This is a genomic window from Bacillus sp. UNC41MFS5 (genome assembly GCF_000686805.1).
Window position 1 is genome coordinate 153,196 of record NZ_JMLP01000016.1, and the last position, 26,886, is coordinate 180,081.

General features: G+C 38.4%; 27 protein-coding genes. 15 read left to right on the forward strand and 12 right to left on the reverse strand.

The genetic code is table 11. The features are described from left to right. Positions 1-179: 179 nt before the first annotated feature. A complete protein-coding gene (locus BR30_RS0109560) occupies positions 180-728 on the forward strand; it encodes a hypothetical protein (RefSeq protein ID WP_026564842.1) in 549 nt (182 codons plus the stop codon). A 95-nt stretch (positions 729-823) separates the two neighbouring features. Here the strand turns inward: BR30_RS0109560 and BR30_RS0109565 are convergent, their stop codons facing one another. Then, positions 824-1,720, reverse strand: coding sequence for a PhzF family phenazine biosynthesis protein (locus BR30_RS0109565; RefSeq protein WP_026564843.1), 897 nt, complete (start codon positions 1,718-1,720; stop codon positions 824-826). 153 nt (positions 1,721-1,873) lie between these two features. Between BR30_RS0109565 and BR30_RS0109570 the strand changes: the two genes are divergently transcribed. From BR30_RS0109570 to BR30_RS0109585, 3 genes are all read left to right on the forward strand, one after another. Then, positions 1,874-2,746, forward strand: a complete 873-nt coding sequence (locus tag BR30_RS0109570; protein WP_026564844.1) for a LysR family transcriptional regulator — start codon at positions 1,874-1,876, stop codon at positions 2,744-2,746. A 354-nt stretch (positions 2,747-3,100) separates the two neighbouring features. Next, a complete protein-coding gene (locus BR30_RS32960) occupies positions 3,101-4,105 on the forward strand; it encodes a DnaD domain protein (RefSeq protein ID WP_231507662.1) in 1,005 nt (334 codons plus the stop codon). Between the two features lie 115 nt (positions 4,106-4,220). After that, positions 4,221-4,793 (forward strand): YdhK family protein, encoded by a 573-nt coding sequence (locus tag BR30_RS0109585; RefSeq protein WP_026564845.1) that lies wholly within the window; start codon positions 4,221-4,223, stop codon positions 4,791-4,793. A 96-nt stretch (positions 4,794-4,889) separates the two neighbouring features. On the opposite strand, the gene BR30_RS0109590 is transcribed toward BR30_RS0109585, so the two are convergent. Together BR30_RS0109590 and BR30_RS0109595 are read right to left on the reverse strand one after the other, a co-directional pair. Next, positions 4,890-5,696, reverse strand: coding sequence for a C40 family peptidase (locus BR30_RS0109590; RefSeq protein ID WP_026564846.1), 807 nt, complete (start codon positions 5,694-5,696; stop codon positions 4,890-4,892). Positions 5,697-5,986: 290 nt separating this feature from the next. After that, positions 5,987-6,613 carry a histidine phosphatase family protein gene (locus tag BR30_RS0109595; RefSeq protein ID WP_026564847.1) on the reverse strand — a complete coding sequence of 209 codons (627 nt, stop codon included), beginning with the start codon at positions 6,611-6,613 and terminating at the stop codon, positions 5,987-5,989. A 249-nt stretch (positions 6,614-6,862) separates the two neighbouring features. On the opposite strand from BR30_RS0109595, the gene BR30_RS0109600 reads away from it, so the two are divergent. Beyond that, complete coding sequence (locus tag BR30_RS0109600) at positions 6,863-7,684, forward strand: alpha/beta fold hydrolase (RefSeq protein WP_026564848.1); 822 nt, start codon at positions 6,863-6,865, stop codon at positions 7,682-7,684. 104 nt (positions 7,685-7,788) lie between these two features. Here the strand turns inward: BR30_RS0109600 and BR30_RS0109605 are convergent, their stop codons facing one another. From BR30_RS0109605 to BR30_RS0109620, 4 genes are all read right to left on the reverse strand, one after another. Beyond that, positions 7,789-8,928, reverse strand: coding sequence for an MGDG synthase family glycosyltransferase (locus tag BR30_RS0109605; RefSeq protein WP_026564849.1), 1,140 nt, complete (start codon positions 8,926-8,928; stop codon positions 7,789-7,791). Between the two features lie 4 nt (positions 8,929-8,932). After that, positions 8,933-9,928, reverse strand: coding sequence for a metal-dependent hydrolase (locus BR30_RS35170; RefSeq protein ID WP_051633537.1), 996 nt, complete (start codon positions 9,926-9,928; stop codon positions 8,933-8,935). A 273-nt stretch (positions 9,929-10,201) separates the two neighbouring features. Then, positions 10,202-10,657: a CBS domain-containing protein gene (locus tag BR30_RS0109615; RefSeq protein ID WP_026564850.1), complete on the reverse strand. Its 456-nt coding sequence runs from the start codon at positions 10,655-10,657 to the stop codon at positions 10,202-10,204. 45 nt (positions 10,658-10,702) lie between these two features. Next, the gene (locus BR30_RS0109620) at positions 10,703-11,323 is read right to left on the reverse strand and encodes a TetR/AcrR family transcriptional regulator (RefSeq protein WP_026564851.1); all 621 of its coding nucleotides are present in this window, start codon (positions 11,321-11,323) and stop codon (positions 10,703-10,705) included. Between the two features lie 270 nt (positions 11,324-11,593). Between BR30_RS0109620 and BR30_RS0109625 the strand changes: the two genes are divergently transcribed. The 3 genes from BR30_RS0109625 to BR30_RS0109635 all read left to right on the forward strand — a co-directional run bounded on the left by BR30_RS0109625 (position 11,594) and on the right by BR30_RS0109635 (position 14,602). After that, positions 11,594-12,247, forward strand: coding sequence for an HlyD family secretion protein (locus BR30_RS0109625; RefSeq protein ID WP_026564852.1), 654 nt, complete (start codon positions 11,594-11,596; stop codon positions 12,245-12,247). A 320-nt stretch (positions 12,248-12,567) separates the two neighbouring features. Further along, entirely contained in the window at positions 12,568-14,124 is a 1,557-nt protein-coding gene (locus BR30_RS32970; RefSeq protein ID WP_051633541.1) for a DHA2 family efflux MFS transporter permease subunit, read from the forward strand. Positions 14,125-14,203: 79 nt separating this feature from the next. Continuing rightward, positions 14,204-14,602, forward strand: a complete 399-nt coding sequence (locus BR30_RS0109635) for a DoxX family protein (RefSeq protein WP_026564854.1) — start codon at positions 14,204-14,206, stop codon at positions 14,600-14,602. A 206-nt stretch (positions 14,603-14,808) separates the two neighbouring features. On the opposite strand, the gene BR30_RS0109645 is transcribed toward BR30_RS0109635, so the two are convergent. Both BR30_RS0109645 and BR30_RS0109650 read right to left on the reverse strand, forming a co-directional pair. After that, on the reverse strand, positions 14,809-15,306 hold the full coding sequence (locus BR30_RS0109645) for an acyl-CoA thioesterase (protein WP_026564855.1): 498 nt from the start codon (positions 15,304-15,306) through the stop codon (positions 14,809-14,811). Between the two features lie 312 nt (positions 15,307-15,618). Further along, entirely contained in the window at positions 15,619-16,866 is a 1,248-nt protein-coding gene (locus BR30_RS0109650) for an NADP-dependent malic enzyme (protein ID WP_026564856.1), read from the reverse strand. Positions 16,867-17,228: 362 nt separating this feature from the next. Between BR30_RS0109650 and BR30_RS0109660 the strand changes: the two genes are divergently transcribed. Further along, positions 17,229-17,984 (forward strand): IclR family transcriptional regulator, encoded by a 756-nt coding sequence (locus BR30_RS0109660; protein ID WP_026564857.1) that lies wholly within the window; start codon positions 17,229-17,231, stop codon positions 17,982-17,984. 73 nt (positions 17,985-18,057) lie between these two features. On the opposite strand, the gene BR30_RS0109665 is transcribed toward BR30_RS0109660, so the two are convergent. Together BR30_RS0109665 and pxpB are read right to left on the reverse strand one after the other, a co-directional pair. Beyond that, entirely contained in the window at positions 18,058-19,053 is a 996-nt protein-coding gene (locus BR30_RS0109665) for a 5-oxoprolinase subunit C family protein (protein WP_026564858.1), read from the reverse strand. Then, complete coding sequence (pxpB, locus tag BR30_RS0109670; RefSeq protein ID WP_026564859.1) at positions 19,050-19,784, reverse strand: 5-oxoprolinase subunit PxpB; 735 nt, start codon at positions 19,782-19,784, stop codon at positions 19,050-19,052. The genes BR30_RS0109665 and pxpB overlap by 4 nt, the downstream gene beginning before the upstream one ends. 272 nt (positions 19,785-20,056) lie before the next feature. Between pxpB and BR30_RS0109675 the strand changes: the two genes are divergently transcribed. From BR30_RS0109675 to BR30_RS0109695, 5 genes are all read left to right on the forward strand, one after another. Continuing rightward, the gene (locus BR30_RS0109675; protein ID WP_026564860.1) at positions 20,057-20,827 is read left to right on the forward strand and encodes a LamB/YcsF family protein; all 771 of its coding nucleotides are present in this window, start codon (positions 20,057-20,059) and stop codon (positions 20,825-20,827) included. A gap of 1 nt (position 20,828) precedes the next feature. Beyond that, a complete protein-coding gene (locus BR30_RS0109680) occupies positions 20,829-22,067 on the forward strand; it encodes an NRAMP family divalent metal transporter (RefSeq protein WP_026564861.1) in 1,239 nt (412 codons plus the stop codon). 33 nt (positions 22,068-22,100) lie between these two features. After that, the gene (locus BR30_RS0109685) at positions 22,101-22,892 is read left to right on the forward strand and encodes a putative hydro-lyase (protein WP_026564862.1); all 792 of its coding nucleotides are present in this window, start codon (positions 22,101-22,103) and stop codon (positions 22,890-22,892) included. Between the two features lie 163 nt (positions 22,893-23,055). Next, the gene (locus BR30_RS0109690; RefSeq protein ID WP_081825393.1) at positions 23,056-23,946 is read left to right on the forward strand and encodes a DMT family transporter; all 891 of its coding nucleotides are present in this window, start codon (positions 23,056-23,058) and stop codon (positions 23,944-23,946) included. A gap of 118 nt (positions 23,947-24,064) precedes the next feature. Next, positions 24,065-24,553 carry a VanZ family protein gene (locus BR30_RS0109695; protein ID WP_231507663.1) on the forward strand — a complete coding sequence of 163 codons (489 nt, stop codon included), beginning with the start codon at positions 24,065-24,067 and terminating at the stop codon, positions 24,551-24,553. 89 nt (positions 24,554-24,642) lie between these two features. On the opposite strand, the gene BR30_RS0109700 is transcribed toward BR30_RS0109695, so the two are convergent. Then, positions 24,643-25,266, reverse strand: coding sequence for a pyridoxamine 5'-phosphate oxidase family protein (locus tag BR30_RS0109700; RefSeq protein WP_231507664.1), 624 nt, complete (start codon positions 25,264-25,266; stop codon positions 24,643-24,645). Positions 25,267-25,721: 455 nt separating this feature from the next. Between BR30_RS0109700 and hutH the strand changes: the two genes are divergently transcribed. Then, positions 25,722-26,886 (forward strand): histidine ammonia-lyase (gene hutH, locus BR30_RS0109710; protein ID WP_026564866.1); only part of this gene is annotated, 1,165 nt, incomplete at its 3' end.

Here is a 26,886-nt window from a genome sequence, read left to right on the forward strand (position 1 = left end):
ATTAATATATAAAATGCATTCATTTACTGTGCTAAATCGTATTTAAATAAAATTGAAGGTTACTTTAACTTTAAGTGATAAAAAAATTGGATGCATTTATATGTCATATGTAGTTTATTTGAACAACGGAGTGATGAAACTAAATATAAGGTTCTCACTTTTATATGGAGGACAGCTCAATGAATACACGGGAAATCAAGGTCCAAAAACAAGGATGGGTTCCTAAAAAGGAACGAGTATGGTTAATCATGGCGGTTATTATCGCTGCTTTGATAGTGTTTTGGGAACTTAAGGGACTATTACAGCTTTCCTTAACCACTCTGCACAGCAGGCAGTTCGAACATACATTTAAAGATTTTGGCTCCATTGCTAGAATTGCTTTATTTTTTGTACTTGCGTATTATGTGCTTCTTCGTGTGATTAAGCTTCGTATGCTGAAAGGTAAAGGAGAGGTGAAAAAATGGTTGTCCACTTTCCTGCGCTTTGCCCGAAGATGGCATACTCCAGCAGCGATTATCGCCATCGCTTTTATTATCGTGCATACGGTAGCTGTCTTTATGCACGGCTTCAAATTTGATTTTAATAATATAAGTGGATTGCTTTCCTTGCTAGTCCTTCTGCCAGTTCCTATATCGGGACTATTTCGATATCAGAGGATGGACCGGGAGTGGCATTTGCGGTCTGGGGTTTCTTTTGCAATTCTATTTTTAATTCATTCTTTTTTATAACCAACATGTCATTAAACAAACGGGTGCGATGCTTAAATAAGCATCGCATTTACTTTAGGGAATGAATTAAATTGGGCATTTGCGATAGAATTTTATCATATATTGATATTCCCTTCGATCGTTATTACTGCTGTTCCTGCTACTTCAATTATTGGTACATTATTTTCCGAATGAATCGTAATATATAATCTACCCGGTCTGCCGATGGCATGACCTTGACCTACTTTAAGCTGATGAGTTTCCTTTTTTGAGAGAAATCCTTCTAAAAACAAATACCCAGCTAAGGCGCCATTTGCCGCACCAGTTACAGGATCCTCGTTGATTCCAATGCCAGGAGCGAAATCCCTTGTATATATATCAAACTCTCCATTTGTATCAAAGGTAAATAAATGAGTGGTTGAAATATTATGCTCCCGATTCATGCTGCCTAATTCTTTTAGTTGCGGCTCAGCTAAATCAATAGCTTTACGTGTTTTCACTGGGACAAGTAGATGCCAGTTTCCAGTATTGCTTAGTTTAATGGGATATCTTTCGTCTAGATCCGTTGGTTGAATACCGACTAGTTGGGAAAGTGTGTCATTATTGATTTTGATTTCTTTGACTTTTGGAGCGACCTGAGTCATTGAAACTCTAATCAATTGATTGTTTTCTTTAATCCATTTGACCGGAATCAAGCCTACATTGGTTTCAAAAACAATCTGATCCGCTTTTTCTAACCAATTGTATTTGGTTCCAAGTAACCATGATAGGCCAATGGTTGCATGACCGCAAAAATTGATTTCCTCCAGTGGTGTAAAATATCGTACTTTAAAATCTGCCTCAGGATGAGAAGAAGGCAATAAGAAAACAGACTCTGGGAGGTTCAATTCTTTTGCGATTTTTTGCATGTCTTCCTCACTTAAATTTTCCGCATCGGGAATGACCCCCGCAGGATTTCCACCAAACGAAACATTCGTAAAAGCATCAATATGATAAACCGGGATTTGTTTCATGTTTCTCCTCCTTGAACTTTTGTACTTTAATCATATGCACTACTTTTGTATAAGTAAAATGAATATTATGAATTGTATACATGTGAGATTCTCATGCAAATCTGTTCAAGTATATATATGTGTCCTTATTTTAGATAAATGGAGGAGGAAACCATGACTGTTTTTCAATTTGAAGTATTTCTTAAGGTTGTAGACACAGGTAATTTTACGAAGGCAGGCGAAATATTAGGACTCACACAATCCGGGGTCAGCCATAATATATCTGCTTTAGAATCAGAACTGGGGATTATTCTTTTAATTAGAGGCAGAAATGGAGTTTCTTTGACGGACGCAGGAAAACGGATGATTGGACATATGAGAAATATTGTTTCAGAGTCTGAACAGATAAAACAAAAGACAGCAGCTATTCTTGGGATAGAAATGGGTAAAGTCAAGATTGGAAGTTTTCCAAGCGCTTCAGCTAAATTATTGCCTGGTATTATATCTTATTTCAAAAGCAGGTATGAAGGGATTGAGTTGGAACTATATGAGGGGAGCTATGACGAAATTACTGAATGGGTAGAAAATGGAGTGATTGATATTGGCTTTGTTTCGATGCCGGTTAAAAGGTTGGAGACGATTCCTCTTTTAAAAGATAAATTAGTAGTGTTAGTACCTAGAGATCACCCTTTCTGTGAGCATAAGTCCGTAACCATAGAACAGTTATCGCAGGAACCCTTTATCATGCCAAAGGCAGGCTGTGAGGTGCTGATCCAGGAAAGGTTTCAATCCAATGGATTAAAACCCAATGTTCAATTTGAGGTGGAAGATAATCAAACCATTATCTCTATGGTTCAAGAAGGACTTGGGCTAACAGTTGTTCCTCAATTAACATTACCAAACTGGTTAACACATGTTTCCACTGTTGAACTTGTTCCTGAAATCTATCGTTCTATTGGATTAGCAGTAAAGTCTATTAAGGATTGTCCGCCTGCTTTAAAAGAGTTCATAAATGCCTCGCAAAAATTTGTGAAAACAAATAGCTAAATAACCTAGCCTATATAATCGAAGAAAGGTAAACGGCTTCACGCAAAATAAGCAAAAAATCGTCCTAAATTGCAAAAAACGCCTTCAAAAATCAAATTTGAAGGCGTTTTTTTGCGTTTATGCACTAAAAATGCCTTCAAATATGAAAAATGGAAATTCGCTTTACCTTGCCAAACTCGATATTCTACAAGTGCAGAGGATACGGGCCTTCACCTAAATCCCGTGCAAAGGACAAGGTGATGAAAAGGTGTCATAAAATATTCACATTCTATTGAATAACCTATGACCATTTTCTTCATTTTTTTCTATATCAAATATGAAAGAATTTTATTAGAAGAAAAGTAGGGGTTGAAGATGGCAAAGTTTAGAATGGTACGTACTGATTTTTGGAAGAATCCGATTGTTTTAGAGGAGATGACTCCGGAGGACAAATATTTTTACCTGTATCTCCTTACCAATCCACATACGACTCAAATTGGCATCTATAAGATTACTAAAAAACAAATGGCTTTTGAATTGGGGTATTCGATTGAAAGTGTTCAATCGTTAATGGAACGATTCATCGAGCTCCACAAGGTGATTCGTTATAATCCTGATACGAGAGAGCTGGCGATAAAAAACTGGGGGAATTATAACCTGGATAAAGGTGGGAAACCGATGATGGATTGTGTTTTTTCCGAGTTAAAGGATGTCGAAGATCTCTCACTTATTCAATATGTTTCGGCAGCCATTTCAAAACAGGAAATTCGCAGCCTATTTGAATCTTTTTGTGAGCCAGAAGAAATAGTTTTTGGCAAGGATGTTACCTACAAAAATGAAAATAATACATATCTAGTACCTGAATGTAGAGAGCATGACGATACGTTGACGCCTCGGTCTACGATATGGGGGCAAAAAGAAGAAGGAATTAATAATAAAGTTAATAAAAAACAACAACAAGAACCTTTTTATCCAAATAAAGAGGAAAGTCTAGACATCGAGAATCCATTACAGAATCATCAAAGAGATGTAAAAGAAATTGTTGAGTTTTGGGACAACAATGGATTTGGTTTTACAAATGTTAATGCGAAACAGCAGCTTTTGTCCTGGTTAGATGATTCTAGCTTTTTACAGCCGAAAGAGGTGATTTTTAAAGCGATGAATATTGCGTGTGCCAATAACAAGCGAAGGCTGAGCTATGTGGTTGGGATTCTGAAAAACTGGAAAAATGACTCATTACTGACCGTAAAAGAAATTGATTCCTTTTATGAGAGTCAAAATTCCGCATCAAAGCAAAGGCGGTCTAGTAAGTCGTTACCTGCCGGAAGAGCGATTCCTGGTGGATTTGTACTTGACCTTACGGCAGGTGAAGAATGGTAGAGTTAAACCGGGCTGGTAAGAATATTGAATTGATTACCTTAATCACAAAAAATCCATACTTTCTGCAAATTTTTATTGTAGGATAGGTTTTGTAACAAAATTTAGGAGGGTTAATATGAAAACAAAAAAATTGTTGATTGGAATTACTTGTTTGGTGTTAATGTTTATGTTAGCTGCTTGTTTTAATAATAGTAATGATAAGAGTACTGCTAAAGATTCAAATGTGGATCATGAAAGTATGGGCATGGGTGATATGGAACATTCTGGTTCGGGTGAGGTTCCTGAAGGACTAAAAGAAACTGAGAATTCAACATATAAACTAGGAGGCCAAGCAACTATAAAAGCGAATCATATGGAAGGTATGAATGGTGCTGAAGCAACAATTGTAGGTGCATATGATACCATTGCTTACGCTGTTACCTATACACCGACTACCGGAGGTGAGCCGGTAAACAATCATAAATGGGTTATTCAAGAAGAGATTAAAGATGCAGGTAATAAAGCATTAGGACCTGGAACAAAAGTCACCTTGGAAGCAGACCACATGGATGGGATGAAGGGGGCAACTGGAACCATTGATTCGGCAGAAAAAACAACTGTATATGTGGTTGATTACATCCCAACAAATGGTGGGGAAAAAGTGACAAATCACCAATGGGTAACAGAGAGCGAACTTTCTTCAAAATAAGATTAGAAACAAGGCATTTAACGTGCTTTTTTATAGGTAACAGAATTGGTTAGATAAATTAAAAAAGTCCTTATCGATACATAAGGACTTTTGAAACTAGAGTTGTCTTGCTCCAAGATAGCGAGATTTCCAGTAAGAGATATTCATATTGGAAATTTCAACTCCCTGGGACCCAGAGTGAACGAACTTACCATTTCCTACGTAGATTCCCATATGTGAAGGACCTTTTTTATACGTTTCGTAATAGACAAAATCGCCAACGGATAAAGTAGACACAGGTTTCATCTTGTTCCAATATCCAGCAACAGTTTGACGAGGTACGGATTTTTGTTGGTTGATTACATAGTAAATAAATCCACTGCAGTCAAATCCACTTGGAGTAGTTCCTCCCCATTTGTAAGGGCTGCCAACCACAGTTTTAGCGTTTTGAATCAACTTGTTTTTATTAATGGTAGACACTGCAGGTTTATTTGCTGCGGGAGCTGGAGCAACAGGTGATGTTACAGTACCACTACTAATTTTTAATTTTTGACCTATTCTAATTAGATCCGATTTCAATCGATTCCCCGCTTTTAGTTGTGTCGCAGTTGTCCTATACTTCTTTGCGATTGATGACAAGCTATCACCGGATTTTACCGTATATACTAATGAAGATGGACTGGTGCTAGTTTTAGTCACGACCTTGCCTTTTTCAGGTATGTATATACTTTGACCTATTTTGATTCTATCACTTGATAATTTATTAGCTTTCTTAATCTCTGAAACTGATATTTTATATTGCTTTGAATACTTTGATAAAGTATCCCCACTTTTAACTTTGATTGTTGCAGCCATGGTTGACGTACTATATAAGGAAGTCCCGAATACTGTAGCTGTAACTAATGCTATAATTTTCTTTTTCATTTGTATCCCCTTAGTAATCGTTTCTTTTATTAATTTAAGTTTACATATCACTTGAATAATTTGCTATAATTTGTCGAAATCGTAAAACGAATGTAATGATTTTGTAATAAATTGTAGTTAATCCGATATCTATTAAAAGGGGTTTCGTTACCGGCAAGCCCCAATGAGAAAAGGCTCTGACCAAGTGGGAGCCGTCAGAGCCTTTTTTCATTGTGATTTTGGGATATTCTTTTGGGAAGAATCTCATATTATATGGCTTATTAGTACTGCTACTAGTTCATCTAAATATCTTAATTTGTATTATCTCTAAAAGAAGTGTCAGCAATCCTGTCTACATAAAATTCACCGTTCAAATATTTGATTACAGAAACACTGCAATTATCATGGTGAGGATATCTGCTCATTTTTGCTAATTGCATTAAGTAGTTGCCTATTGTTACCCCATGTGAAAATACGAGAATATTTCCACCCTCATTTTTATGCTTTTGAACCATTTCATCGATAGCGGAGCTTGTCCTAGTAAAAAGCTGTAGGTAGGATTCTCCTTCAGGTGCTGACATATTTAAATCATTAAGACTAAATAATGTCTCTAGGATATTTCCATATTGAGCTAGAATTTCCGTTTGTAACAGGGATTCCAAAGCACCAAAGTTCATTTCCTTTAGACGTGGATCAGTAATGATGGGGATATTTCGATGGCCAATGGCATGCCTAGCCGTATCTACTACTCTTTGGCTTTCACTTGCGTATACTGCTTTAAATTCTATATCAGATAAACCGATACCTACAGATTTAGCCTGTTCAATTCCTTTATCTGTAAGAGGTGAATCACAAAATCCCTGCATTCGCTTCTCTACATTAAAATGGGTCTCTCCATGCCGAACAAAATAAAGCTTTACTTCTTTTTCAGAGGACACGCGTAACCACCTGCTTTGTATTGGATTTAATTGATTGATAAAATGAATTTTACCACACCTTTCGAGTAGTTTGTAATTAATTACTCCAAGCATTTCCAATCCAACCAAGGTTGTGAGGTTGTAAAATGTACCTAGAGATGAAACACTCTTTTTTAAGTGTCCTATCTCAGTCGGGAAATTTCTGCATCCTCAAGTTCAAATTGATTAATAATAAAATAAAATTATTAATTCATGGAGGATTGGAACACATTGACTGTCAATGGATTAAATCAAACCTACCTTAGAGTAGCTGATATCAACTTGTACTGTGAATACATATTGAATGATAAACCACCGATTCTTCTAATCCACGGTTTTGCATCTTCGACCTATACATTTCGTCGGATCATTCCTTTTCTGCAAAAGCAGTATTCTGTCATCGCCGTCGACCTCCCCGGCTTTGGAAAAAGTGAGAAGTCGACTTCGTTTATATATAGTTTTCAAAACTATGCGAAGCTAATGATAGAATGCATCCATCAGTTTGGATTCTCTAATACTCATATTGTTGCTCATTCAATGGGAGGACAAATTGCCCTAAATATGGCCCTAATCGCTCCTGAGAAAATTAACAAATTAGTTTTGTTATGTAGTTCAGGATATTTGAAGCGAGCAAAAAAGTTTCTCATTTTCACTTCCTATTTACCTTTCTTTGAAAAATTCGTTCATTATTATATTCAAAGAAAGGGCGTCAAACATCACTTGAGAAACGTCTTTTTTGACCAAACATTGATCAATGATGAATTGATTCAAGAATTCGGGAAACCGCTGAATGAAAAAGGATTTTATAAGGCTTTAATCCGACTGCTGCGTCATCGTGAGGGTGATTTACTGCCAAATCAGCTTCAGGATATTCATGTCCCAACATTATTAATATGGGGAGAGGAAGACCGGGTTGTTCCTGTGGAGGTTGGTCAACGACTAGTTAGTGATTTACCGGATGCTCAGTTAATTACCTATGAAAAAACAGGACATTTAATTACCGAGGAACGACCAGAATTTGTTTTTAACAATATAATGATGCATACATTCTGACCATTAAAATGAACGATGTTGTTTTAGGCTTGAAGGAAAAAGGAAAAAAGCTAACTTAAAAAAGTGGTTCATCAAGAAAGTTAGCTCATTCCTATAAATGCCATTTAAGAAAGTTTTTCTTTTGCCTCTTCAAAGTAAGGATCTCCAACCTTTAGAATGAATTGCAGAATGTCCTTTGCTGCATTTATATTTATAAAATTCCGTTGACTGATTATCATTTCATTTAGTTTTTCGCCATTATTTTCGAGCAAATCGGTTATTGTGTACTTAATTTCCTTTGGGTTTTTGCATACCACTCCCAAATTGAAATTCTCGGCAAAAGTTGGATTATCCTCTTCCTGACCTGGCAAAGCCCCAGTAATGATTAGCGGTGTATTGGTAGCTATTGCCTCAAACATGACATTGGGACTGCCTCTGGTAAAGGCAATATCAGAAGTTAACATTAAATCTTGGATATTTTGGGTGAAACCAAAAATCTCTACTCGATCACCATATTTGGCCTTTAGGGACATTTCCAGCTTGGCTTTAAGATTTACATTTTTTCCAGCTACTATTTTGACTTTACAATCAAAATGATTCAGTAGATTTTCAGCTATTTTCTTCATATTTCCTACACCTTCACCACCACTCATGATCAAGCAAGATAAAGATTGCCCCGTATTATAAAATTTTCGTTGATTATTGCTCTTAGGGAAAAATCGGGATCGGACTGGAAAACCGGAAACCTTTATTTTCTCATCTGGAATCCCAAATTCAATACACTTATTTTGGGCTTCGAAAGTAGGGCTAATAATGTAATTGGCCCTCTTGTCTGCCCAAAGAGGAAAAATGTTTACAAGATCGGCAATTAGAGTAACGAAAGGGATATGGATATTTTGCTTTTCTAAAATGTTTAAGATGGAGCCATTAAAATTGGGATGAACAGATAAAATCATATCTGGTTTCACTTCTTCCAGTAATTTTAAAAAGTTATCCCTTATCAATAATTCAATAAAATGGTCTACTAAGTGGGGTTTCAAGGCAGATAGTTTCCAAATCATTTTCCAAAGACTCTCCGAATTTCTTGTGATGGGACCGTAAGATTGGCCGATTTTTAAAAGCAATCGTTTACCAAGAGAAAATCCATCTACTACAAAAATTTTTACTTCATTATCAGTTTGGACTTTCTCACACAGAGATTCTGTGATACTTTTATGCCCGTGCCCTGTAATATCAGAAGAAATAATCAGTAATTTCTTTTCCATAAAATCAGCCCTTTTTTAAGATTGCAGTATTTTTCAATTGTCTTATTACCTGCTTGTATTGTTTTAAGGAGTGTAATTTACCGATAAAACAATTCTTAATCTTGTAATCGGACGATACAGCGATGATGGCGAGATTGGGAAAAAACTTATTGGTACGAAAACGAAGGTCCTTCCAATAGATTAAATAGCCATTTTTTCTTATTTGAACAAATGGATAAGCATAATGGGTACTAGAAAGAAAATCAGAAACAAAAGGGTGGCTTTTACTGTCAGAAACTAGTTCAGGAAAATCTGTTTTCTTTAAAAGAGAATGATCGACCATTAGTCTGCCTTTTGAGAAAACGCCAAATAAAAAATCCTCTTTAGTCTCAATGATTACGTCCCAATGAAACAAGAAAATACGTGGGATCAATTTAATTCGGATTGAATTGTGAAAATGGAGATGCAAAGTTCTCTTTGTTACCACTGTCGATAGAGTCCGGACAGTAATGTAAAGAAAAATAAAAATATATATGATGAAAAACACTTTACCCATTTGGAAAAATGGTAGAAGGAAAAAACCCAACAAATGCACGAATAGAATAATAGGGTCTATTAATGGGAGCGAGTCAAACGCAATCCATTTTTTTGAAAAGGGAAGTAAAACTTGAGTTCCATGTACATTAAATAGATCAAAAAATACATGTAGAATAACAGCTATGAATGTCCATAAAAATAAATGGAGAAAAGATGCCGCCGGAAAAAAAGAATATATAATACCTGAAACGGCGATGCTCCATAGAGGCAATGCCAGAAAGGAATGAGACAAGGCACGGTGATTCCGAATATAGCTGCCCTTTCCTTTCATTCGATAGATGAAGTCAGAATCAGGGGCATTCGAACCAATTACTGTACCGAACATAACGGCTTGTGACAGGGCAGAATGATTAGCGACAACTGGATCAATTTGAGCAAGGGCAGCTAATCCTAAACCCATAATGATGTGAGAACTCGTATCCATACAATCACTCCTTTAAATTGCTTGACATACTCACAGCTATAGAACGGATTTTTTGGTTCGAAACAAATGTACAATTGATACTAATATTTATACGGTGCTATTATCCAAAGAATATTGATAAAACCATTTTGGATATATGTAATTCCTCTTAATTATATTTGGTGTTTGTTCCTACATTCATAATTTAATGTAAAGATTATGTATAGATTCTGTATATTGGTATTGCATAAAAAAGGACTGCAGATTGTCTGCAGCCTTTCTCCATTTGATATGTTAAAGAACTGTTCTAAAGGAATGCCTAATGACATCGCCTCGGCTAATGATTCCAACTAATACTCCATTCCGCTCAACAGGTAGTTTTTTTATTTGTTTTTTTCCTAAAATTGAAGCGATAGTTTCTATGTCTTCATTCCAAGACACTTTGTAAACCTTTCTTTTGGCAATGCTCATTACATTTAATTCTAGCAACTTTTGGATTTTTTGCTCAAAATCTTCATGATCACTATCGATAACGGAAACGAATTGGAGGGAATCAACGAATCGATACTGATGCTTGCCGATATACCGCATGATATCCCCATCACTAATATAGCCCACAATTTCATTTCTTTCGTTGACTACTGGGAGTCCACTGATACGATTTTCAATGAATTTGTCGATTACATAACGAACTGTGTCCGTTTCCATTACTTTTATCACGGGATTGATCATTATCTCATAAGCTTGCATCATTCTCCATCCTAAACACTAAAATTTTGTTCATTTATCTCAAGTTTATTTAGGTTCCTTATAAAAACCTTTTTTAAGTAATTCAATCTCCAACAAAAAGGTTTTCATAACATCATTAATCTGTAGCTCCTTCGCGAAAGCATGGACCAGATTTTGAAACGACACAGCCATCATTATTTTGAAGATGTGGTAAATTTCTTCCTCATTCGTTACGTTTAAATTTACGGTGTCTATATTGGTAATAATTTCAAAGAATCTGCTTTTTCTTTTTTCCTCATACATATTCTGGGTAAATGCCTTTTCGACTTTATAATTCATATTTAAAAAGGCATTTTTAAAATATTGCCGATTTTCTGGTTCTTCAAACATAATGAGAATGCCTTTAAACCAATCAACTATGGTTGCAAATATATCTCCATTGTTCATTTTCATGATGGAAATCAGCCGCTCGAAATTCCTTTGAGAATGCTCATGCAGTAAAAAGTAGAATATATCTTCTAAACCGTCAAAATATTGATAAAAGCTTCCCCTGGGGATATTGGCATCCTTGATAATATTCGAAATCGACGCTTCATATAAAGGAACCCTCGAAAACTCCTTCTTAGCAGCATCTATTAATAATTTTTGTTTTTCTTTTGATAAATTAAAAAAGGTTTGCTTAGGCATCTATTAACTCCTTTTATCATATGATAATGTGTCATAAAATATTTATATTCATGATAATTTACCTATATAAATATGTCAATATTCCACATGACAATATGTCATATTGTTTATTGACGCATAAGGATTCACTCTTTATAATTTATTCCTGAAAGTGCTTTGCCCTATACATGGGCAAAAGAAGGGAGAGTGTCATAGGCGGACAAATAAATGATATGGAGATCACTAAACCGGATTCTTTAACCTATTCATCCATTTAGGGAGGAAAAATGAATGAGCACTAAAAAATTGCTATTATTGAACATAATTATACTGCTTATATTAGTGGGTGGTGGTGTTGGAGGATATGCCTACTATAATGGAGCAGTAAATTATTTATCAACGGATAATGCCCAAATAGCAGGACAACAAGTAACGATTGCGGCTCCGGCCAATGGAAAATTGACTGATTGGAAAGGCAATCTCGGTGATCATTTTTCAAAGGATTCTAAAGTTGGGACCATCACAACAACAGATGAAAATGGAAAACCTATAGACATGAAGGTGACGATGCCGACTGATGGAACGATTGTTCAAAGCAGTGGAGTCCAAAATTCATTTGTGGCTGTTGGAACACCATTAGCGAAAGAATATGATTTTAATAATCTTTGGGTTACAGCAAATATTGAGGAAACCAAAATTGATGAAGTGACAATCGGGCAGGATGTCGATATCTATGTGGATGCTTTTCAAAATAACACTTTAAAAGGAAAAGTACAGCAAATCGGTTTAGCGACGGCTGGAACATTTTCTCTGTTACCAAGTTCGAATAATACAGGGAACTATACCAAAGTGACTCAAGTGATTCCAGTAAAAATTACTATTGATGATAATAAAGGTGTAGCCATCGTTCCCGGTATGAACGTAACAGTACGGATTCATAAGTAGGTGATAACATGTTAATTTATATCACTGTTTATGTTGTCTTAGGCCTTTTGCTGCTGCTTTTAATAAATTTTAATATCATCAATAAAAAGAAGTTGCGTAGAGCACAAACAGAAAAGAGGAATGGAGAGGTAATCGATAAGGCTGCTTTCACTGAGACTAATGATGAGGAGATTAAGCAAAATATACCTCAGATTGAAATCAAGGACATAAAGGCTGAGGATATATCCTCGCACGAAGTGTTGAAAGATTCCGCTAATATGGAAGCAGAATTGGAATATGCTCAGGAGGATATTCAGCCGAATATTCAGCCGAAAGAAAGCATGAAAAGTCAGAAAGAACCATCTGCTTCCGATGCTGAAAAAGATTCAGGAAACGGAAAAATTCTTGTGGCTTTAATGCTTGGTGCGTTTGTTGCCATTCTTAATCAAACCTTACTGAATGTGGCCATTCCGCATATTATGAATGATTTGGGGATTTCAGCCAATACCGTACAATGGCTCTCCACAGGATATATGTTAGTAAACGGAATTGCGATTCCTATAACGGCCTTTTTAATAGAGAAGTTTGGAACAAGAAAACTGTTCATTAGCGCCATTTTTTTATTTACATTGGGTTCGGTAGTTTGTTCAGTGTCAGCAAACTTTAGTATGCTCATGATTGGAAGGGTCATCCAGGCTTGCGGTGCAGGTATTATTATGCCCCTCTTAATGACGGTATTTTTTGCCTTATTCCCTCCGGAAAAACGCGGCAAGGCCATGGGGATTATGGGGATTGTCATGATATTCGCTCCTGCGATTGGACCAACATTATCCGGGTGGCTCATTGGCCATTTTTCATGGCGGTTATTGTTCGATATTGTTATCCCAATCGGAGTACTTGATTTAATTCTTAGCTTCATGTGGATGAAGGACGTTACTAAAGTAACAAATCCTAAATTTGATTTCTCAGGATTTTTATTTTCAACCCTAGGTTTCGGGTTCTTGTTATACGGATTCAGTGAAGCAGGCAATGATGGCTGGTCCAGTAAAACAGTGGTTATTTCCTTAATCATAGGAATTATTTCTTTAATCTGTTTTGTTTGGCGCGAACTGACGGCAGAAAAGCCAATGCTTGATTTACGGGTCTTTAAATATGATATTTTCGCCTTAACAACGGTTATCAGTATGATTGTTAACATGGCTATGTTCGGCGCCATGATCTTACTTCCGATTTATTTGCAAAACATTCGAGGGTATACAGCATTACAATCAGGTCTGTTGATGCTTCCAGGTGCCATCGTGATGGGCATTATGTCCCCTATCTCAGGAGCCCTTTTTGATAAAATCGGGGCAAGATGGCTAGCCGTTACTGGATTAGCGATTACTGTACTTACCACATGGGGATTTACCAGTCTGAGTATGACAACCAGTTATGGCCATATTCTGTTTTTATACGTGATGCGGATGTTTGGAATGTCCTTCATCATGATGACCGTCATGACAGAAGGATTGAATCAGTTACCACGTCACCTTGGCGCTCATGGGACGGCTGCCTCCAATACAGCCAGGCAGGTAGCAGGAAGTATAGGGACCGCCTTCCTAGTTACAGTCATGACGACAAGACAAGGGTTCCATTATAGTGGGTATGGGGATGCAATCTCAAGTTCCAATTCTTTTATAACCAGCAGTTTATCCCAGCTTGCTCAAGGTCTGTCATCTTTCACGAACTTGCCGGCTGCAGCCGGAAAAGAGCTTTCCACCTATTTAATTTACGGTCAAACCATGCAGCAAGCTACGATTGAAGGGATTAATGATGCCTTTATTGTTGCAACCGGAATCGCATTTGTAGCATTAGTTCTATCGTTCTTTATCAAACGGTCCCGAGTAAATCAACAGTAAAAAGTAGTAAGTTAAATGGGATATTTAGTTGTCCGGCTTTAATAATGTTGGGCTATCGTCTTTGAAAGAAGGGGTAGGAATGATTAATTTAGGGCTCTTGATTATTCGATTGGCTGTTGGAATGACGTTCGTGGGGCATGGATGCCAAAAATTATTCGGCTGGTTTGGCGGTCCAGGGGTGGTCAAGTTTGGTGAATATTTAGGGTCGATTGGAATCAAGACAGGCGGCAAGACATGGGCGATTTTAGCAGGATTATTCGAATTGGCTGGCGGACTGCTGTTTTCAGCGGGCCATTGCACCTGGCTAGGTGCAATACTTATCACAATCGTTATGATTGATGCCATCTTCACCGTCCATGGCAAGAATGGCTTTTGGCTGACTGAAGGCGGTTATGAATATAACTTTATTTTGATCGCTGTAGTCCTTGGGGTGGCGCTCATTGGACCAGGTGATTACGTTTTAATTTATAAGGCATAGTTCAAGGGGACGGTGCTGCTAGTTTTTTGCGCAAATAATGGCCTTCATCACATGATGAAGGCCATTCCCTTGCTCCTGCTCAGATTTTTCATAGAAATCGAACTTCATATTTATCCCCCTCGTTGACTGTGTCATGAGACTTATTCCAGATTCATGAGGTTCCATTTTTTTAAACGTTGCTATGTCTCTAAGTTAATAATCTATAATTAGTGTGTTAAGAATGCAGCTAATGCTTTGCTCTTTTGTTTTCGATCCTTGCGCATTATTGCTCTATCCGGTGCGGATTCATGCAATTTTTTCTCTTCTTCAGTTTCAGGAATGACCTGTGGAACATGTGCTGGACGTTTATGCTGGTCAAGTGCAACAAACGTTAATAGAGCAGTAGCTGCAATTCTACGTTCACCACTTTTTAAATCTTCAGCAATAATCTTTACAAAAACCTCCATGGATGATGTACCTGTCCATGTCACATAGGATTCAAAACAAACCGAATCTGATGTATGAATGGGACATAAAAAGTCTACTGAATCGGTTGAGGCAGTTACACATTCTGTGCGACTATGACGAGCTGCGGAAATTGACGCTACCTGGTCCACATCACTCATTAATCGTCCCCCAAATAATGTATTGTGATTGTTTACGTCATTTGGAAATACACGACTTGTTCGTATAACTCTGGACTCTTTACAAAATTTTGCTTCCATCAAATTCCCCCTACTTATCTAAACATTTAGATCTATATTGCAAACGCTCCGAGAATTTTCATTGAAAAATTCATTCTCTAAGCTTTTCTTCTTCTATTAATAAAGATTCTGGATTTCACTCCTAGACAGTTATGTTACTATGGAAATTACTAAACCACCGAGTAACGGAATTATTGGGGCGTTGGAAAAGAAGTCAAGCGCAAAGGATCAATCCACCTGATGTACTTTTTAGTTTTGCCATTCCAACATAAGTCGCCCAAGCCCCAACAAGTCCAAAAATAGTATATTTTCGTTAAACGTTTTGATTTGAATTTAAGCTAAGACAGGTTGTTGTTCTTCCCTTAATCCCAACAAACGCTCTTTGATTTCGTTTGTATTAACAAACGTTTGGGCAACGCCGGTTACCATTGCGGCATTAGCCACGGCTGACGCTACATAAGCCGCTACTCTTGAATCAAAAGGGTCCGGAATTACATAATTAGGATGAAGTTCTTCATCTGCAATTAATTCGGCAATTGCATACACGGCGGCCAGTTTCATTTCTTCATTTATTTCTTTCGCTCTCACATCCAAAGTTCCACGGAAAATACCCGGAAATGCGAGTACATTGTTGACTTGATTAGGAAAATCGGAACGCCCAGTCCCGACTACAAGTCCTCCTGCTTCCTTTGCCTCTTCCGGAAAAATTTCAGGCACCGGATTGGCCATTGCAAAAATAATTGAATTTTCATTCATAGAACGAACCATTTCTTTTGTTAAGGCACCTGCAGCTGATACCCCAATAAACACATCTGCTCCCACAAGTGCATCGCCTAATGTTCCTTGCAGCTGCTGTTTATTTGTTATGTAAGCCATTTCCTCTTTAAATGGATTCATTCCTAGTGGGCGGCCACTATAAATGATCCCTTTTGTATCACATAAAATTACGTCCTTTACCCCCATATGAACCAATAGCTTTACAATGGCGACACCTGCAGCCCCCGAACCGTTTACCACCACACGAATTTCATCAATTCTTTTGTCAGCCAATTTCAGTGCGTTGATTAACCCGGCAACTGTTACAATTGCAGTGCCATGTTGGTCATCATGGAAAACGGGAATATCACACTCTTTCTGTAACCGAGCCTCAATATCAAAGCATTGAGGAGCTGAAATATCTTCCAAATTCACTCCGCCAAATGTAGGTGACAATAGTTTAACTACCTCGACGATTTTGTCCGGATCAGTTGTATCAAGACAAATAGGGAAGGCATCAACATCAGCAAAGGATTTAAACAATAGAGCTTTCCCCTCCATAACGGGCATAGCAGCTTTCGGTCCGATATTTCCAAGCCCTAATACAGCTGTTCCATCTGAGACAACGGCAACGAGGTTACCTTTTACTGTATAGTCATATACTTTGTTTGCATCTTTATAAATTTCAAGACACGGCTCAGCCACACCCGGAGAATAAGCAAGGCTTAAATCCTTTGCATCGCGTAGAGGGACCTTTGACTGGACGCCAAGTTTTCCTTGATTTTCCTTGTGTATCTTTAATGCTTCTTCATGTAAAAGTGACATAAATTTTTCTCTCCCATTATTTATTGATAATAAAATTATTCCTGTGTGTTGTGTTTTAATCTAAAGAATTATCGATGCTTTACGGATAAGGATAATACAATTATCAGAATTATTAAAATTGAAAAAAATTATACTTACTTATAAGAAAATTCAATATGGGAAAAAAAGGGATAAATTATTCAGGCAAAATTGTTCAAGGATTTCAGGAATATCGGTATTTGTAGTATTATTTTTGTATAGAAGCCGTTAGGAGTATATTAAAGTTGAATGGAAGAAAAGCTTAATAAATACATAGAAAGTTTATCGCATGAGCAACTACGATTCGAAATGCGAAATGGTGAATGGGAAGGAGACTACAATTAATGAACAATAAAAACAAAACGGTTGTCCGTTCGCTGGATATATTAAATCTATTTATAGAGCATACCGAATTATCCTTCCAAGAAATTATTAATCTATCGGGGATTCCGAAAACTTCCGTCTATCGAATGCTCAGGTCGTTAGAGGAAATGGAATTCTTGGAAAAAGGGATTGATTCGAAATACCGACTTGGACTCTTGTTTCTCAAATTTGGTCATTTGGTTTTGGGCAGGATTGATTTACGTAAGATTGCTTATCCGTTTATGAATGAATTGCATAATGATGTGAAGGAAGCCATTAACTTGATTGTTAGAGATGGAAATGAAGCGATCTATATCGAGAAAATTGACACAAAACAAAAGGTTCGACTGTATACTGCGATAGGAAGGAAAAGCCCGCTTTATGCTGGTGCCTGTCCACGTGCAATCTTGTCCTTTTTGCCTGATTCGGAAGTGCAGGCATACCTCGAATCAATTGAGCCCAAATCGTTTGCAATTGGTACAATTACTGACAAAGATAAAATTTATGAAACGATAAAACAGGCGAGAATAGATGGATTTACAATCAGCCATTCGGAATTGGAAAACCATACATCTGCCATTGCCGCTCCGATTTTTAATCACAAAGGAGAAGTTGTTGCGGGCATAAGTATCGCAGGTATCGAAGCAAATTATCAGGGTGAAAACATTGAGAACTATGCAAAGAAAGTAAAAAAAGTAGCTGAGGAAATTTCAATGCGTTTAGGCTATACAAAATAATAAGAACGGGGCGGTCTCTACATCAATGGTTTTGGATGTAGAGACTGCCCCGTTTCTTCAGGATGGCTTCCTCTCATTTAAGAAGTGCATTAAAATGAATGCTCATCGATATTTTACGTAGCATCTGCTCTTGCTTTATTAATTCTAATTCTGCTTGCTCAAGCGAAACTTCCTCGAACTGAATGTTAGCGTTTGGCTGCATCTGTGCTAAACAAGGTAGATCAGTGGAAATGACTTGACCGATTTTTGGATATCCTCCTGTCGTTTGTCGATCAACCATTAAAATAATGGGTTGTCCGTTTGAAGGGACTTGAATGGTACCGTACGTGACCCCTTCTGATAATAACTCAAATTTCTCTGATAAGCTGAGTGATTCGCCTTCCAACCGATAGCCCATCCGATCAGCTTGAGTTGTTAATCTATAGCGCTTTGAAAAAAACGCTTGTTGACTGGCCTTATCGAAACGCTCGAACTCAGCACCATGTAAAACCCTAATCGTTTGTGTTTTATTGAATGTCATAAATTCTGTATAGTTGACAGACCATTTAAAATGAGTAGTCATTCTTTCTAGCTGATGAACGAATGACCGACTGAGTGGATTGAAGTCTCCACATTCAAATATATCCCCTTTTTGTAATGCTCTGCCTTGAAGTCCTCCAATAGTCGCACGGAGATAAGTGCTTTTACTTCCCATAACTTTAGGAACCTCTATTCCGCCAGCGAATGCCACGTAGGCCCTGCACCCATTCATGGCGGATTTAAATTGTAAAATAGATCCTTTGCGAATCAGAACTGGCCGCCACATGGGTGCTTTTTCTCCGTCAATCGTGGGCTGCAGGTCTCCTCCTGTAATGGCAACTAACTCATCAGTATCAAATTGGAGAGTTGTCCCAAAAAGTGTAATTTCAAGTGCTCCTTCGCCCTCGCCATTTCCGACCAGTAAATTTGCAACTCTAAGAGAAATAGGATCCATTGCTCCACTGACGATTACTCCAAATTTTTGTGAACCGAATCTCCCTAAATCTTGAATCGTAGTCAATAATCCAGGATGAAGCACTTTAATGCTCATTGTTTCATCTCCTTATAGGCAGCATACTCTTCAAGCGTTATTGGTACATAGCGGATTCTATCTCCAGACTGTAACATGGTTGGCGGTGAAAGTTCCGGAAGAAACAAATCAAGCGGAGTTCGGCCGATAATTTGCCATCCTCCTGGTGTTTCCAGCGGGTAGATGCCTGTTTGTTTACCAGCAATTCCAACAGATCCCGGCGCGATGGCAAGACGAGGTGAATCCTTTCGTGGGGTGGCAATTCTTTCGTCCATTCCGCCCATGAACGGAAACCCTGGTGCAAAGCCAATCATATAGACTAAGTAATCATTTGACGAATGAATTTGAATTACTTCTTCAACAGAAAGTCCGTGATAACTTGCTACATACTCCAAGTCTGGACCAAACTCTCCCCCGTACAGGACTGGAATTGTTAATAGCCGCTGTTCGGGCGTTTCACTTGTTCCTAATTTATCTAGTAACGCTAAAATGATAGCGCTGACTTTTTTATAAGGACTTGATGCTTCTCTGACTGTGCTGGACATATAGACGGAAACAGGATTGTAATAAATTGTCAAGCTATTATAAGACGGCACAGATTCAATCAATCCTGTAAATGGCTCTTTTTCTAATAAGTTGGAAAGATTTTTTACTTTTTCATGGATGGCAGGGCTGATTCCATCGCCTAACTGAATGACTAGCGCAGAATCCCCTAAAGGTCTTATGTCCACATGATTTTGTTGATGGGCCATTATAAACAGCTCCTTGTGGTTTCGAATTTCGGTAATTAAGTTCTGTTAAACGGATATTACAAACATTATAGTTTACAATCAAATTAAAATACAAGTCTAGAAATATAGAATATTACGATATTTACAATTTTCATATAATTTTGCAAACAATATATTCAACTGAAAATATTTATGCTAGAATTGGTTTAAGTTTCAAAACCAAAGTTCCGAATTACGGAATTTGTGAAAGCGCTTATCAATCAGTAGACGAGCTATCAATGGAGGGGAGAAATATGTTTCAAGTGGATTTGAATTGTGATTTAGGGGAAAGTTTTGGCCGCTACAAGCTTGGAGAACAAGAAGAAATATTGAAATACGTTACATCTGCAAATATTGCTTGCGGTTTTCATGGCGGAGATCCAAGTGTGATGAGAGAAACGGTGAAGATGGCCATTTCTCATGGTGTCAAAATTGGAGCCCATCCTGGTTTGCCTGATTTAAACGGTTTCGGGCGAAGGGAAATGGCGATTACACCTCAAGAAGGATATGACATGGTCGTCTACCAAATTGGGGCATTGCAAGGGTTTTTAATGACGTTCAATGAAAAAATGCAGCATGTCAAACCCCATGGCGCTTTGTACAATATGGCTGCCAAGGATCCTAAACTTGCCGAAGCCATTGCACAAGCGGTTTATGATGTATCCCCCTCATTGATATTATTCGGCCTTTCCGGCAGTGAATTGACAAAGGCAGGAGAGAAAATCGGTTTACGAACGGCACATGAAGTATTTGCAGATCGCACGTATCAAGCGGACGGGTCTTTGACTTCTCGATCACAAAAGGATGCGATGATTACAGATCAAGAACAATCTGTCGCGCAAATTGTGAAAATGGTGACGGAAGGAAAAGTAGTTTCCTTGCAAAAAACAGAAGTTTCGCTGCGTGCAGATACCATTTGTATTCACGGTGATGGTGCACATGCACTAGCCTTTGCAAAATATATAAACGAAACGTTAGAAAAGAAGAATATTACTGTAACTGCAATCTCTAACTTGGAGGTTTAATATGGAAAATCCTAAATTTGAAGTTACACAAAAAGATGTCAACGTTGCGGGGAAAAAGAAGGTAAGTAGAAGTGTCTTACTCGGTGCCGCCTTTTTAATGGCCACATCATCGATTGGACCTGGATTTTTGACACAAACGACTGTATTTACACAGCAATTAGCTGCAAGCTTTGCATTTGTTATTTTAATATCATTATTATTAGACATCTTTTCACAAATGAACATTTGGAGAATCATTGCCGTTTCCGGGTTGCGTGGACAAGAAATTGCCAACAAAGTGTTCCCAGGACTCGGAGTTGTTTTGGCCATACTTATCGTAATTGGCGGTTTGGCATTTAATATCGGAAACGTAGCTGGTGCTGGATTGGGTCTGAATGCCATGCTTGGCTGGGATCCAGTTACAGGTGCTGTGATTAGTGCGCTGTTAGCAATCTTTATTTTTGTTGTGAAAGAAGCAGGTAAAGCGATGGACAAATTCGCGCAAGCTGCAGGGGTAGTAATGATCCTCCTCATGCTGTACGTGGCATTCACGACATCACCGCCGGTTGGAGAGGCGATTGTGAATACGGTAATGCCGGAAAAGATTAGCATGTTCGCGATTGTTACGCTTGTTGGTGGAACGGTTGGGGGATATATTACGTTTGCAGGCGGACACCGTCTATTAGATGCGGGAATCAAAGGTGTGGAAGCATTGCCAGCCGTTACGAAAAGCTCTGTTACAGGGATTCTCGTTACCGGAGTTATGCGGGTGGCATTATTCTTGGCTGTTCTTGGGGTTGTAACAAAAGGACTAGCAATTGATCCAGCGAATCCGCCAGCTTCTGTGTTCCAACTGGCTGCAGGTGACGTCGGTTATCGTATGTTTGGTGTAATCATGTGGGCTGCTGCGGTAACATCTGTTGTAGGGGCCGCGTATACGTCAGTTTCATTTATCCGCACGTTTCATCCTGCCATTGAGAAATACCAAAATTGGGTCATTATTGCATTTATCGTTATTTCAACAGCCACGTTTGCCGTTGTAGGAAAACCAGTAACAATCCTACTTATAGTTGGAGCATTAAATGCTCTTATTTTGCCAATAGGTTTAGGTACATTATTAGTTGCTGCATATAAGAAAAGTATTGTTGGTGAGTATAAGCATCCGCTATGGTTGACAATTACGGGCGGTTTTGTTGTGGTGATCATGGGCTATTTAAGTGTAGTGACATTGATCGAACAATTACCATTGGTTTTTAAGTAAATTTATAAGAAAGCCAATTTGGGAGGTAGCTATATGGGGAAATATGAAACGTTGGAGCCGCATGAAATAAGAGAGTTGATTCGGAAGCAAGAGATTACTGGACCGACGGCAGGAATGTCAAAAGGGAATACGCAAGCGAACTTGGTTATCTTAAAAAAAGAGCATGCCTTTGACTTTTTGCTTTTTTGCCAGCGGAATCCGAAGCCATGTCCTTTATTGGACGTGACGGAGCCTGGCTCCTATGTTCCTGGTATGATAGCCAAAAGTGCAGATATCCGTAAAGACATCCCGAAATATCGTATTTATAGAGACGGTGTTTTTACAGAAGAAGTCGCTGATATTACTGAGTACTGGGAAGACGATATGGTTGGTTTCTTGTTAGGCTGTAGCTTTACATTTGAAACACCACTCCTTGAGGGCGGTATTCCAATCAGGCATATTGAGGAAAACTGTAACGTTCCGATGTACAAAACGAATATTAAGTGCAAAAAAGCAGGCATGTTTGAGGGGCCGACAGTCGTTAGTATGCGGCCAATGACACCGGAGGATGCCATCCGTGCCGTTCAGATTACGTCACGTTTTCCAGCAGTACACGGTGCACCAATCCATATTGGGGATCCTAGCCAAATTGGCATCATGGATATTTCAAAACCTGATTTTGGAGATGCTGTACCATTTAAACAAGGGGAGATTCCGGTATTTTGGGCTTGTGGTGTAACTCCTCAAGCGGTTGCGATGGAAAGTAAGCCCTCGATTATGATTACTCATGCACCAGGTTGTATGTTCATCAGTGATATAAAAGATGAAGAATTGAGTGTGTTATAAAACGTAGTTGTAATCATAATTTCATAGTAAAATAGAAATGTAACTCTAAAAGTAGGGTGTACAAATTATCTTACTAAAGTGAGGCGATGCATTTGTGCATCGTCTCTTCGAACTTTGCAGTAACAATTGCGACGTGCTTTTTGTCGTTGAAAAGGGGATGTAGATGGTGTTTACAAAATCGACTGCTGCGCTTCTCGTCCTCATTTTGATTTGGGGCGCGAGCTGGCCAATCAATAAATTAGCGGTACCCTACTCACCGCCATTGCTTTATGCAGGACTGCGTGCACTTTTAGGAGGAATCTTGCTGACAGTTATTATTTGGAAGACACGGAAGGCGATAAATTGGCGTAAAAACTGGCAGAAGTACTTTATAGCGGCTTTCTTTAACACCATCCTTTTTTTCGGGCTTCAGACGGCAGGATTGCTCTATTTACCGGGTGGATTGTTTTCCGTTCTTGTCTATTTTCAACCGATTTTACTTGGCCTTTTCGCTTGGCTGTTACTGGGTGAATATTTATCTCCAGTCCAAATACTCGGTTTGCTGCTAGGATTTGTAGGGATAGCGGTCGTTAGTGTGGATGGTCTGACAGTCCATATATCACCAATCGGAGTTACGCTCGGGTTACTAACTGCTGTAAGTTGGGCGTTCGGAGTGATCTACGTTAAGAAAGTAAGCAGAGAAGTAGATTCGTTTTGGATGGTGGCGCTTCAATGTATCATTGGCGGCATTTTCCTCATAAGTATCGGATCAGTGTTCGAAAGTTGGTCTGCCATCGAATGGAATCGATTTTACATATCTGGCCTCGGCTTCGGTGCGACCATTGGCATACCATTGGCTTACATCCTTTACTACAGTCTTGTCAATGCTGGTAAGGCAAGCAAAGTTGGCTCCTATACGTTTCTCGTTCCTATTGTTGCTGTTATTCTCGGAGTGCTTTTCTTAGGAGAAAAGGTGACATATCCACTGATTATCGGGATGCTGCTAGTAGGAATAAGCATCCATTTTGTGAATTTCAGGTATAAACCTAAATACAAAAGGATGGGTAAGAATTAAGGTTCGCGTGTATCAATGACTGCTGGGATTGGCTGGGAATTGTGCTGTGTTAATAGGACATAACTTTAAAAAATGATAGAATAGGTTTTATATTAATCATTTAGGAGCAATCATAAAAGTGCAAATTAGAATGGAAAAGACGGTATCGGTTAATCAGAGGATTAAAACCCTCTTGCCTTGGGTGTTGGTAATTCTCTGGATGTTTCTCATATTTAACATGTCTTCTCAACCAGCTACCCAGTCTAACTCTCTTAGTTTGGGAGTTACTGAGAAAGTGATCGAAACAGTGAACAAATTCAAGCCAGGGGCGGATTTGAACATTGAGACAGTCAATCACATCGTAAGAAAAAATGCTCATTTCTTTGCCTACTTGCTACTTGCTGTACTAACGCTTAACGCACTGCGGAAAGGTGAAAAGTTAAGTTGGAGGAAATCGTTACTAGCTTTGGGAATTTGCGTCCTGTATGCAGCATCGGATGAAATTCATCAACTATTTGTTCCGGGCAGGGGACCGCAGGTTAAGGATGTATTCATCGATAGCTCGGGGGCTCTTTTGGGAATCGCGATTTTTATGGTAGTGAATAAAATTTTGAATCGGAATTCATAGTTCTGTGTTTGTGGCTGCCAATCAAACTGAGAATCTTTAATAGAAAAAACCAAGGGATCCCCTTGGTTTTTTGTATCTTATTAAGCTATTTACTTTTCTTTAAAAAAGTCTACATTTTTTTGTTTTTCGTCATCTGTTCCCCAAAGTATTTCTTTATCCGATTGTTGCAGCTTCGGTATATGCTTTGAACAATGAATATAGGCCTCTTCAACTTCGATGAGGACCCACCGTTCTGCTTTGTTTCCTTCTTTTTCATGTATGTCCATCAAGATATTCTCTGACAAGTTTAACGAGAGTAATTGACTGTTTTCAATAATAGAAGTTTTGCCATTTACATGCAGTCCAATGCAATGCTCAAAAAAATCGATAAACATTAGGCCAATTTGAGGGTTTTCTATGATGTTTCCTAGACTGGCCATCACACCATTTCCCTTATATTCCGGATATATGATGGTTTTTTCATCAATAATTCTCACGAAACCTGGTAATCCTGCCCGGAACGAGGAATCACAGCTGCCCCTAGAATCAGCGGTTGAAATAAACATCATACTTTGCTCAGAGATAAACTTTGTCATCATACCATTTAGATGATCGAGCATTTGCTTATTATAAAAAGCAGCAGCCCTCTTTGTTGTGCCATATCTCTCCTGCAGGATGCGCTCTCCTTTTTCTGCTGCCATTGTTTCCAATCCCTTCACGGTTTTAATAACCACATCATTTTACCACACGGTGCCTGTCACCGCCCTAAATTTGTCGATTTAGAAAGTTCTCCAATCATTAGATAATCTCAAATTTGGAAGGGAGAGTCTGAATGAGGGGTAATGTTTTTATCAAAGAAGATTACTACTCGCGACTAGATAAAGAGATTCATGAAAATGGAAGTCGACATTTAATTTAGGGTGACAGTCTTTCATTTGCTATTGTGCTAAAGTATTATTGTGTTAAAATTCTGAAAAATCAGTTGACAGATAAGGTTACATTACATAGAATAATTATCATAGCAATAGGATTATAGAATATGAATAAAGGGATGATTACCTATGAGGCTGCGAAAAAAAATAGTTCAATATTCAAGAATGGTTATAAAAGAGGCTGGACTCCAATTCTAATAGGAATCGGAATCCAGCCTCTTTCTTTATTATACTAAAGTGATAGAGGAGTGGGATTAATGATAACATTAACAGGTCAAAATTTAACATTGAAACAAATGAAGGAAATTTTATTCGGTCATCAGAAGGTAAGCGCTTCAGAAATGAGTATGGAGGCTGCTAGAAAGAGTCGGGAAGCAGTAGAAAGAATAGTTTCAGAATCAAAAGTAGTCTATGGGATTACAACAGGGTTTGGAAAATTTAGTGACGTCCTTATTAATAAAGATCATGTTCAAGATCTTCAGCTTAATTTAATTCGTTCACATGCTTGCGGCGTAGGTGAGCCGTTCCCAGAGGTTGTCGCAAAAGCAATGGTACTTCTTCGCGCTAACGCACTTTTAAAGGGCTATTCAGGAATTAGGCCGCTTGTTATTGAAAGGTTACTAGATTTAGTAAACAAGGATATTATCCCTGTGATTCCTCAGCAAGGTTCCCTTGGAGCGAGCGGAGATTTGGCACCGCTTTCACACTTGGCGTTAGTGTTAATCGGAGAAGGAGAAGTATTTTATAAAGGAAATCGAATGGATTCACTTGAAGCCCTACAGCAAGAAGGAATTTTCCCAGTAACACTTGAGGCAAAAGAAGGCCTTGCTCTTATCAATGGAACCCAAGCAATGACTGCAATGGGAGTTGTCGGTTATCTAGAAGCAGAACAACTCGCATACCAAAGTGAGTTAATTTCCTCTATGACCATTGAAGGATTGCAAGGGATTATTGATGCCTTTGCTGAAGAGGTTCATATTGCACGTGGTTATCAACAGCAAATTGATACCGCAGCCCGAATCCGAGGTTACCTAAGCGATAGTTTATTGACAACGACACAGGGGGAATTGAGAGTGCAGGATGCTTATTCCCTCCGCTGTATCCCGCAAGTTCATGGCGCTACGTGGCAAGCACTTGATTATGTAAGAGAAAAATTAGAAATTGAGATGAATGCAGCAACAGATAATCCACTAATTTTTGATGACGGTGAAAAAGTCATTTCCGGTGGTAACTTCCATGGACAGCCCATTGCTTTTGCAATGGATTTTATGAAAATTGCTGTTGCGGAGATGGCAAATATATCTGAAAGACGAATTGAACGGTTAATCAATCCACAGTTAAATGATTTACCGCCATTTTTAAGCCCTGAACCGGGACTACAATCTGGTGCTATGATCATGCAATATGTTGCCGCATCTCTTG

Coding starts and splice junctions, on each gene's coding strand:
- BR30_RS0109560 (WP_026564842.1), top strand. CDS start 180: ATGAATACACGGGAAATCAAGGTCCAAAAACAAGGATGGGTTCCTAAA.
- BR30_RS0109565 (WP_026564843.1), bottom strand. CDS start 1,720: ATGAAACAAATCCCGGTTTATCATATTGATGCTTTTACGAATGTTTCG.
- BR30_RS0109570 (WP_026564844.1), top strand. CDS start 1,874: ATGACTGTTTTTCAATTTGAAGTATTTCTTAAGGTTGTAGACACAGGT.
- BR30_RS32960 (WP_231507662.1), top strand. CDS start 3,101: ATGGCAAAGTTTAGAATGGTACGTACTGATTTTTGGAAGAATCCGATT.
- BR30_RS0109585 (WP_026564845.1), top strand. CDS start 4,221: ATGAAAACAAAAAAATTGTTGATTGGAATTACTTGTTTGGTGTTAATG.
- BR30_RS0109590 (WP_026564846.1), bottom strand. CDS start 5,696: ATGAAAAAGAAAATTATAGCATTAGTTACAGCTACAGTATTCGGGACT.
- BR30_RS0109605 (WP_026564849.1), bottom strand. CDS start 8,928: ATGGAAAAGAAATTACTGATTATTTCTTCTGATATTACAGGGCACGGG.
- BR30_RS35170 (WP_051633537.1), bottom strand. CDS start 9,928: ATGGATACGAGTTCTCACATCATTATGGGTTTAGGATTAGCTGCCCTT.
- BR30_RS0109615 (WP_026564850.1), bottom strand. CDS start 10,657: ATGCAAGCTTATGAGATAATGATCAATCCCGTGATAAAAGTAATGGAA.
- BR30_RS0109620 (WP_026564851.1), bottom strand. CDS start 11,323: ATGCCTAAGCAAACCTTTTTTAATTTATCAAAAGAAAAACAAAAATTA.
- BR30_RS0109625 (WP_026564852.1), top strand. CDS start 11,594: ATGAGCACTAAAAAATTGCTATTATTGAACATAATTATACTGCTTATA.
- BR30_RS32970 (WP_051633541.1), top strand. CDS start 12,568: ATGAAAAGTCAGAAAGAACCATCTGCTTCCGATGCTGAAAAAGATTCA.
- BR30_RS0109635 (WP_026564854.1), top strand. CDS start 14,204: ATGATTAATTTAGGGCTCTTGATTATTCGATTGGCTGTTGGAATGACG.
- BR30_RS0109645 (WP_026564855.1), bottom strand. CDS start 15,306: ATGGAAGCAAAATTTTGTAAAGAGTCCAGAGTTATACGAACAAGTCGT.
- BR30_RS0109650 (WP_026564856.1), bottom strand. CDS start 16,866: ATGTCACTTTTACATGAAGAAGCATTAAAGATACACAAGGAAAATCAA.
- BR30_RS0109660 (WP_026564857.1), top strand. CDS start 17,229: ATGAACAATAAAAACAAAACGGTTGTCCGTTCGCTGGATATATTAAAT.
- BR30_RS0109665 (WP_026564858.1), bottom strand. CDS start 19,053: ATGAGCATTAAAGTGCTTCATCCTGGATTATTGACTACGATTCAAGAT.
- pxpB (WP_026564859.1), bottom strand. CDS start 19,784: ATGGCCCATCAACAAAATCATGTGGACATAAGACCTTTAGGGGATTCT.
- BR30_RS0109675 (WP_026564860.1), top strand. CDS start 20,057: ATGTTTCAAGTGGATTTGAATTGTGATTTAGGGGAAAGTTTTGGCCGC.
- BR30_RS0109680 (WP_026564861.1), top strand. CDS start 20,829: ATGGAAAATCCTAAATTTGAAGTTACACAAAAAGATGTCAACGTTGCG.
- BR30_RS0109685 (WP_026564862.1), top strand. CDS start 22,101: ATGGGGAAATATGAAACGTTGGAGCCGCATGAAATAAGAGAGTTGATT.
- BR30_RS0109690 (WP_081825393.1), top strand. CDS start 23,056: ATGGTGTTTACAAAATCGACTGCTGCGCTTCTCGTCCTCATTTTGATT.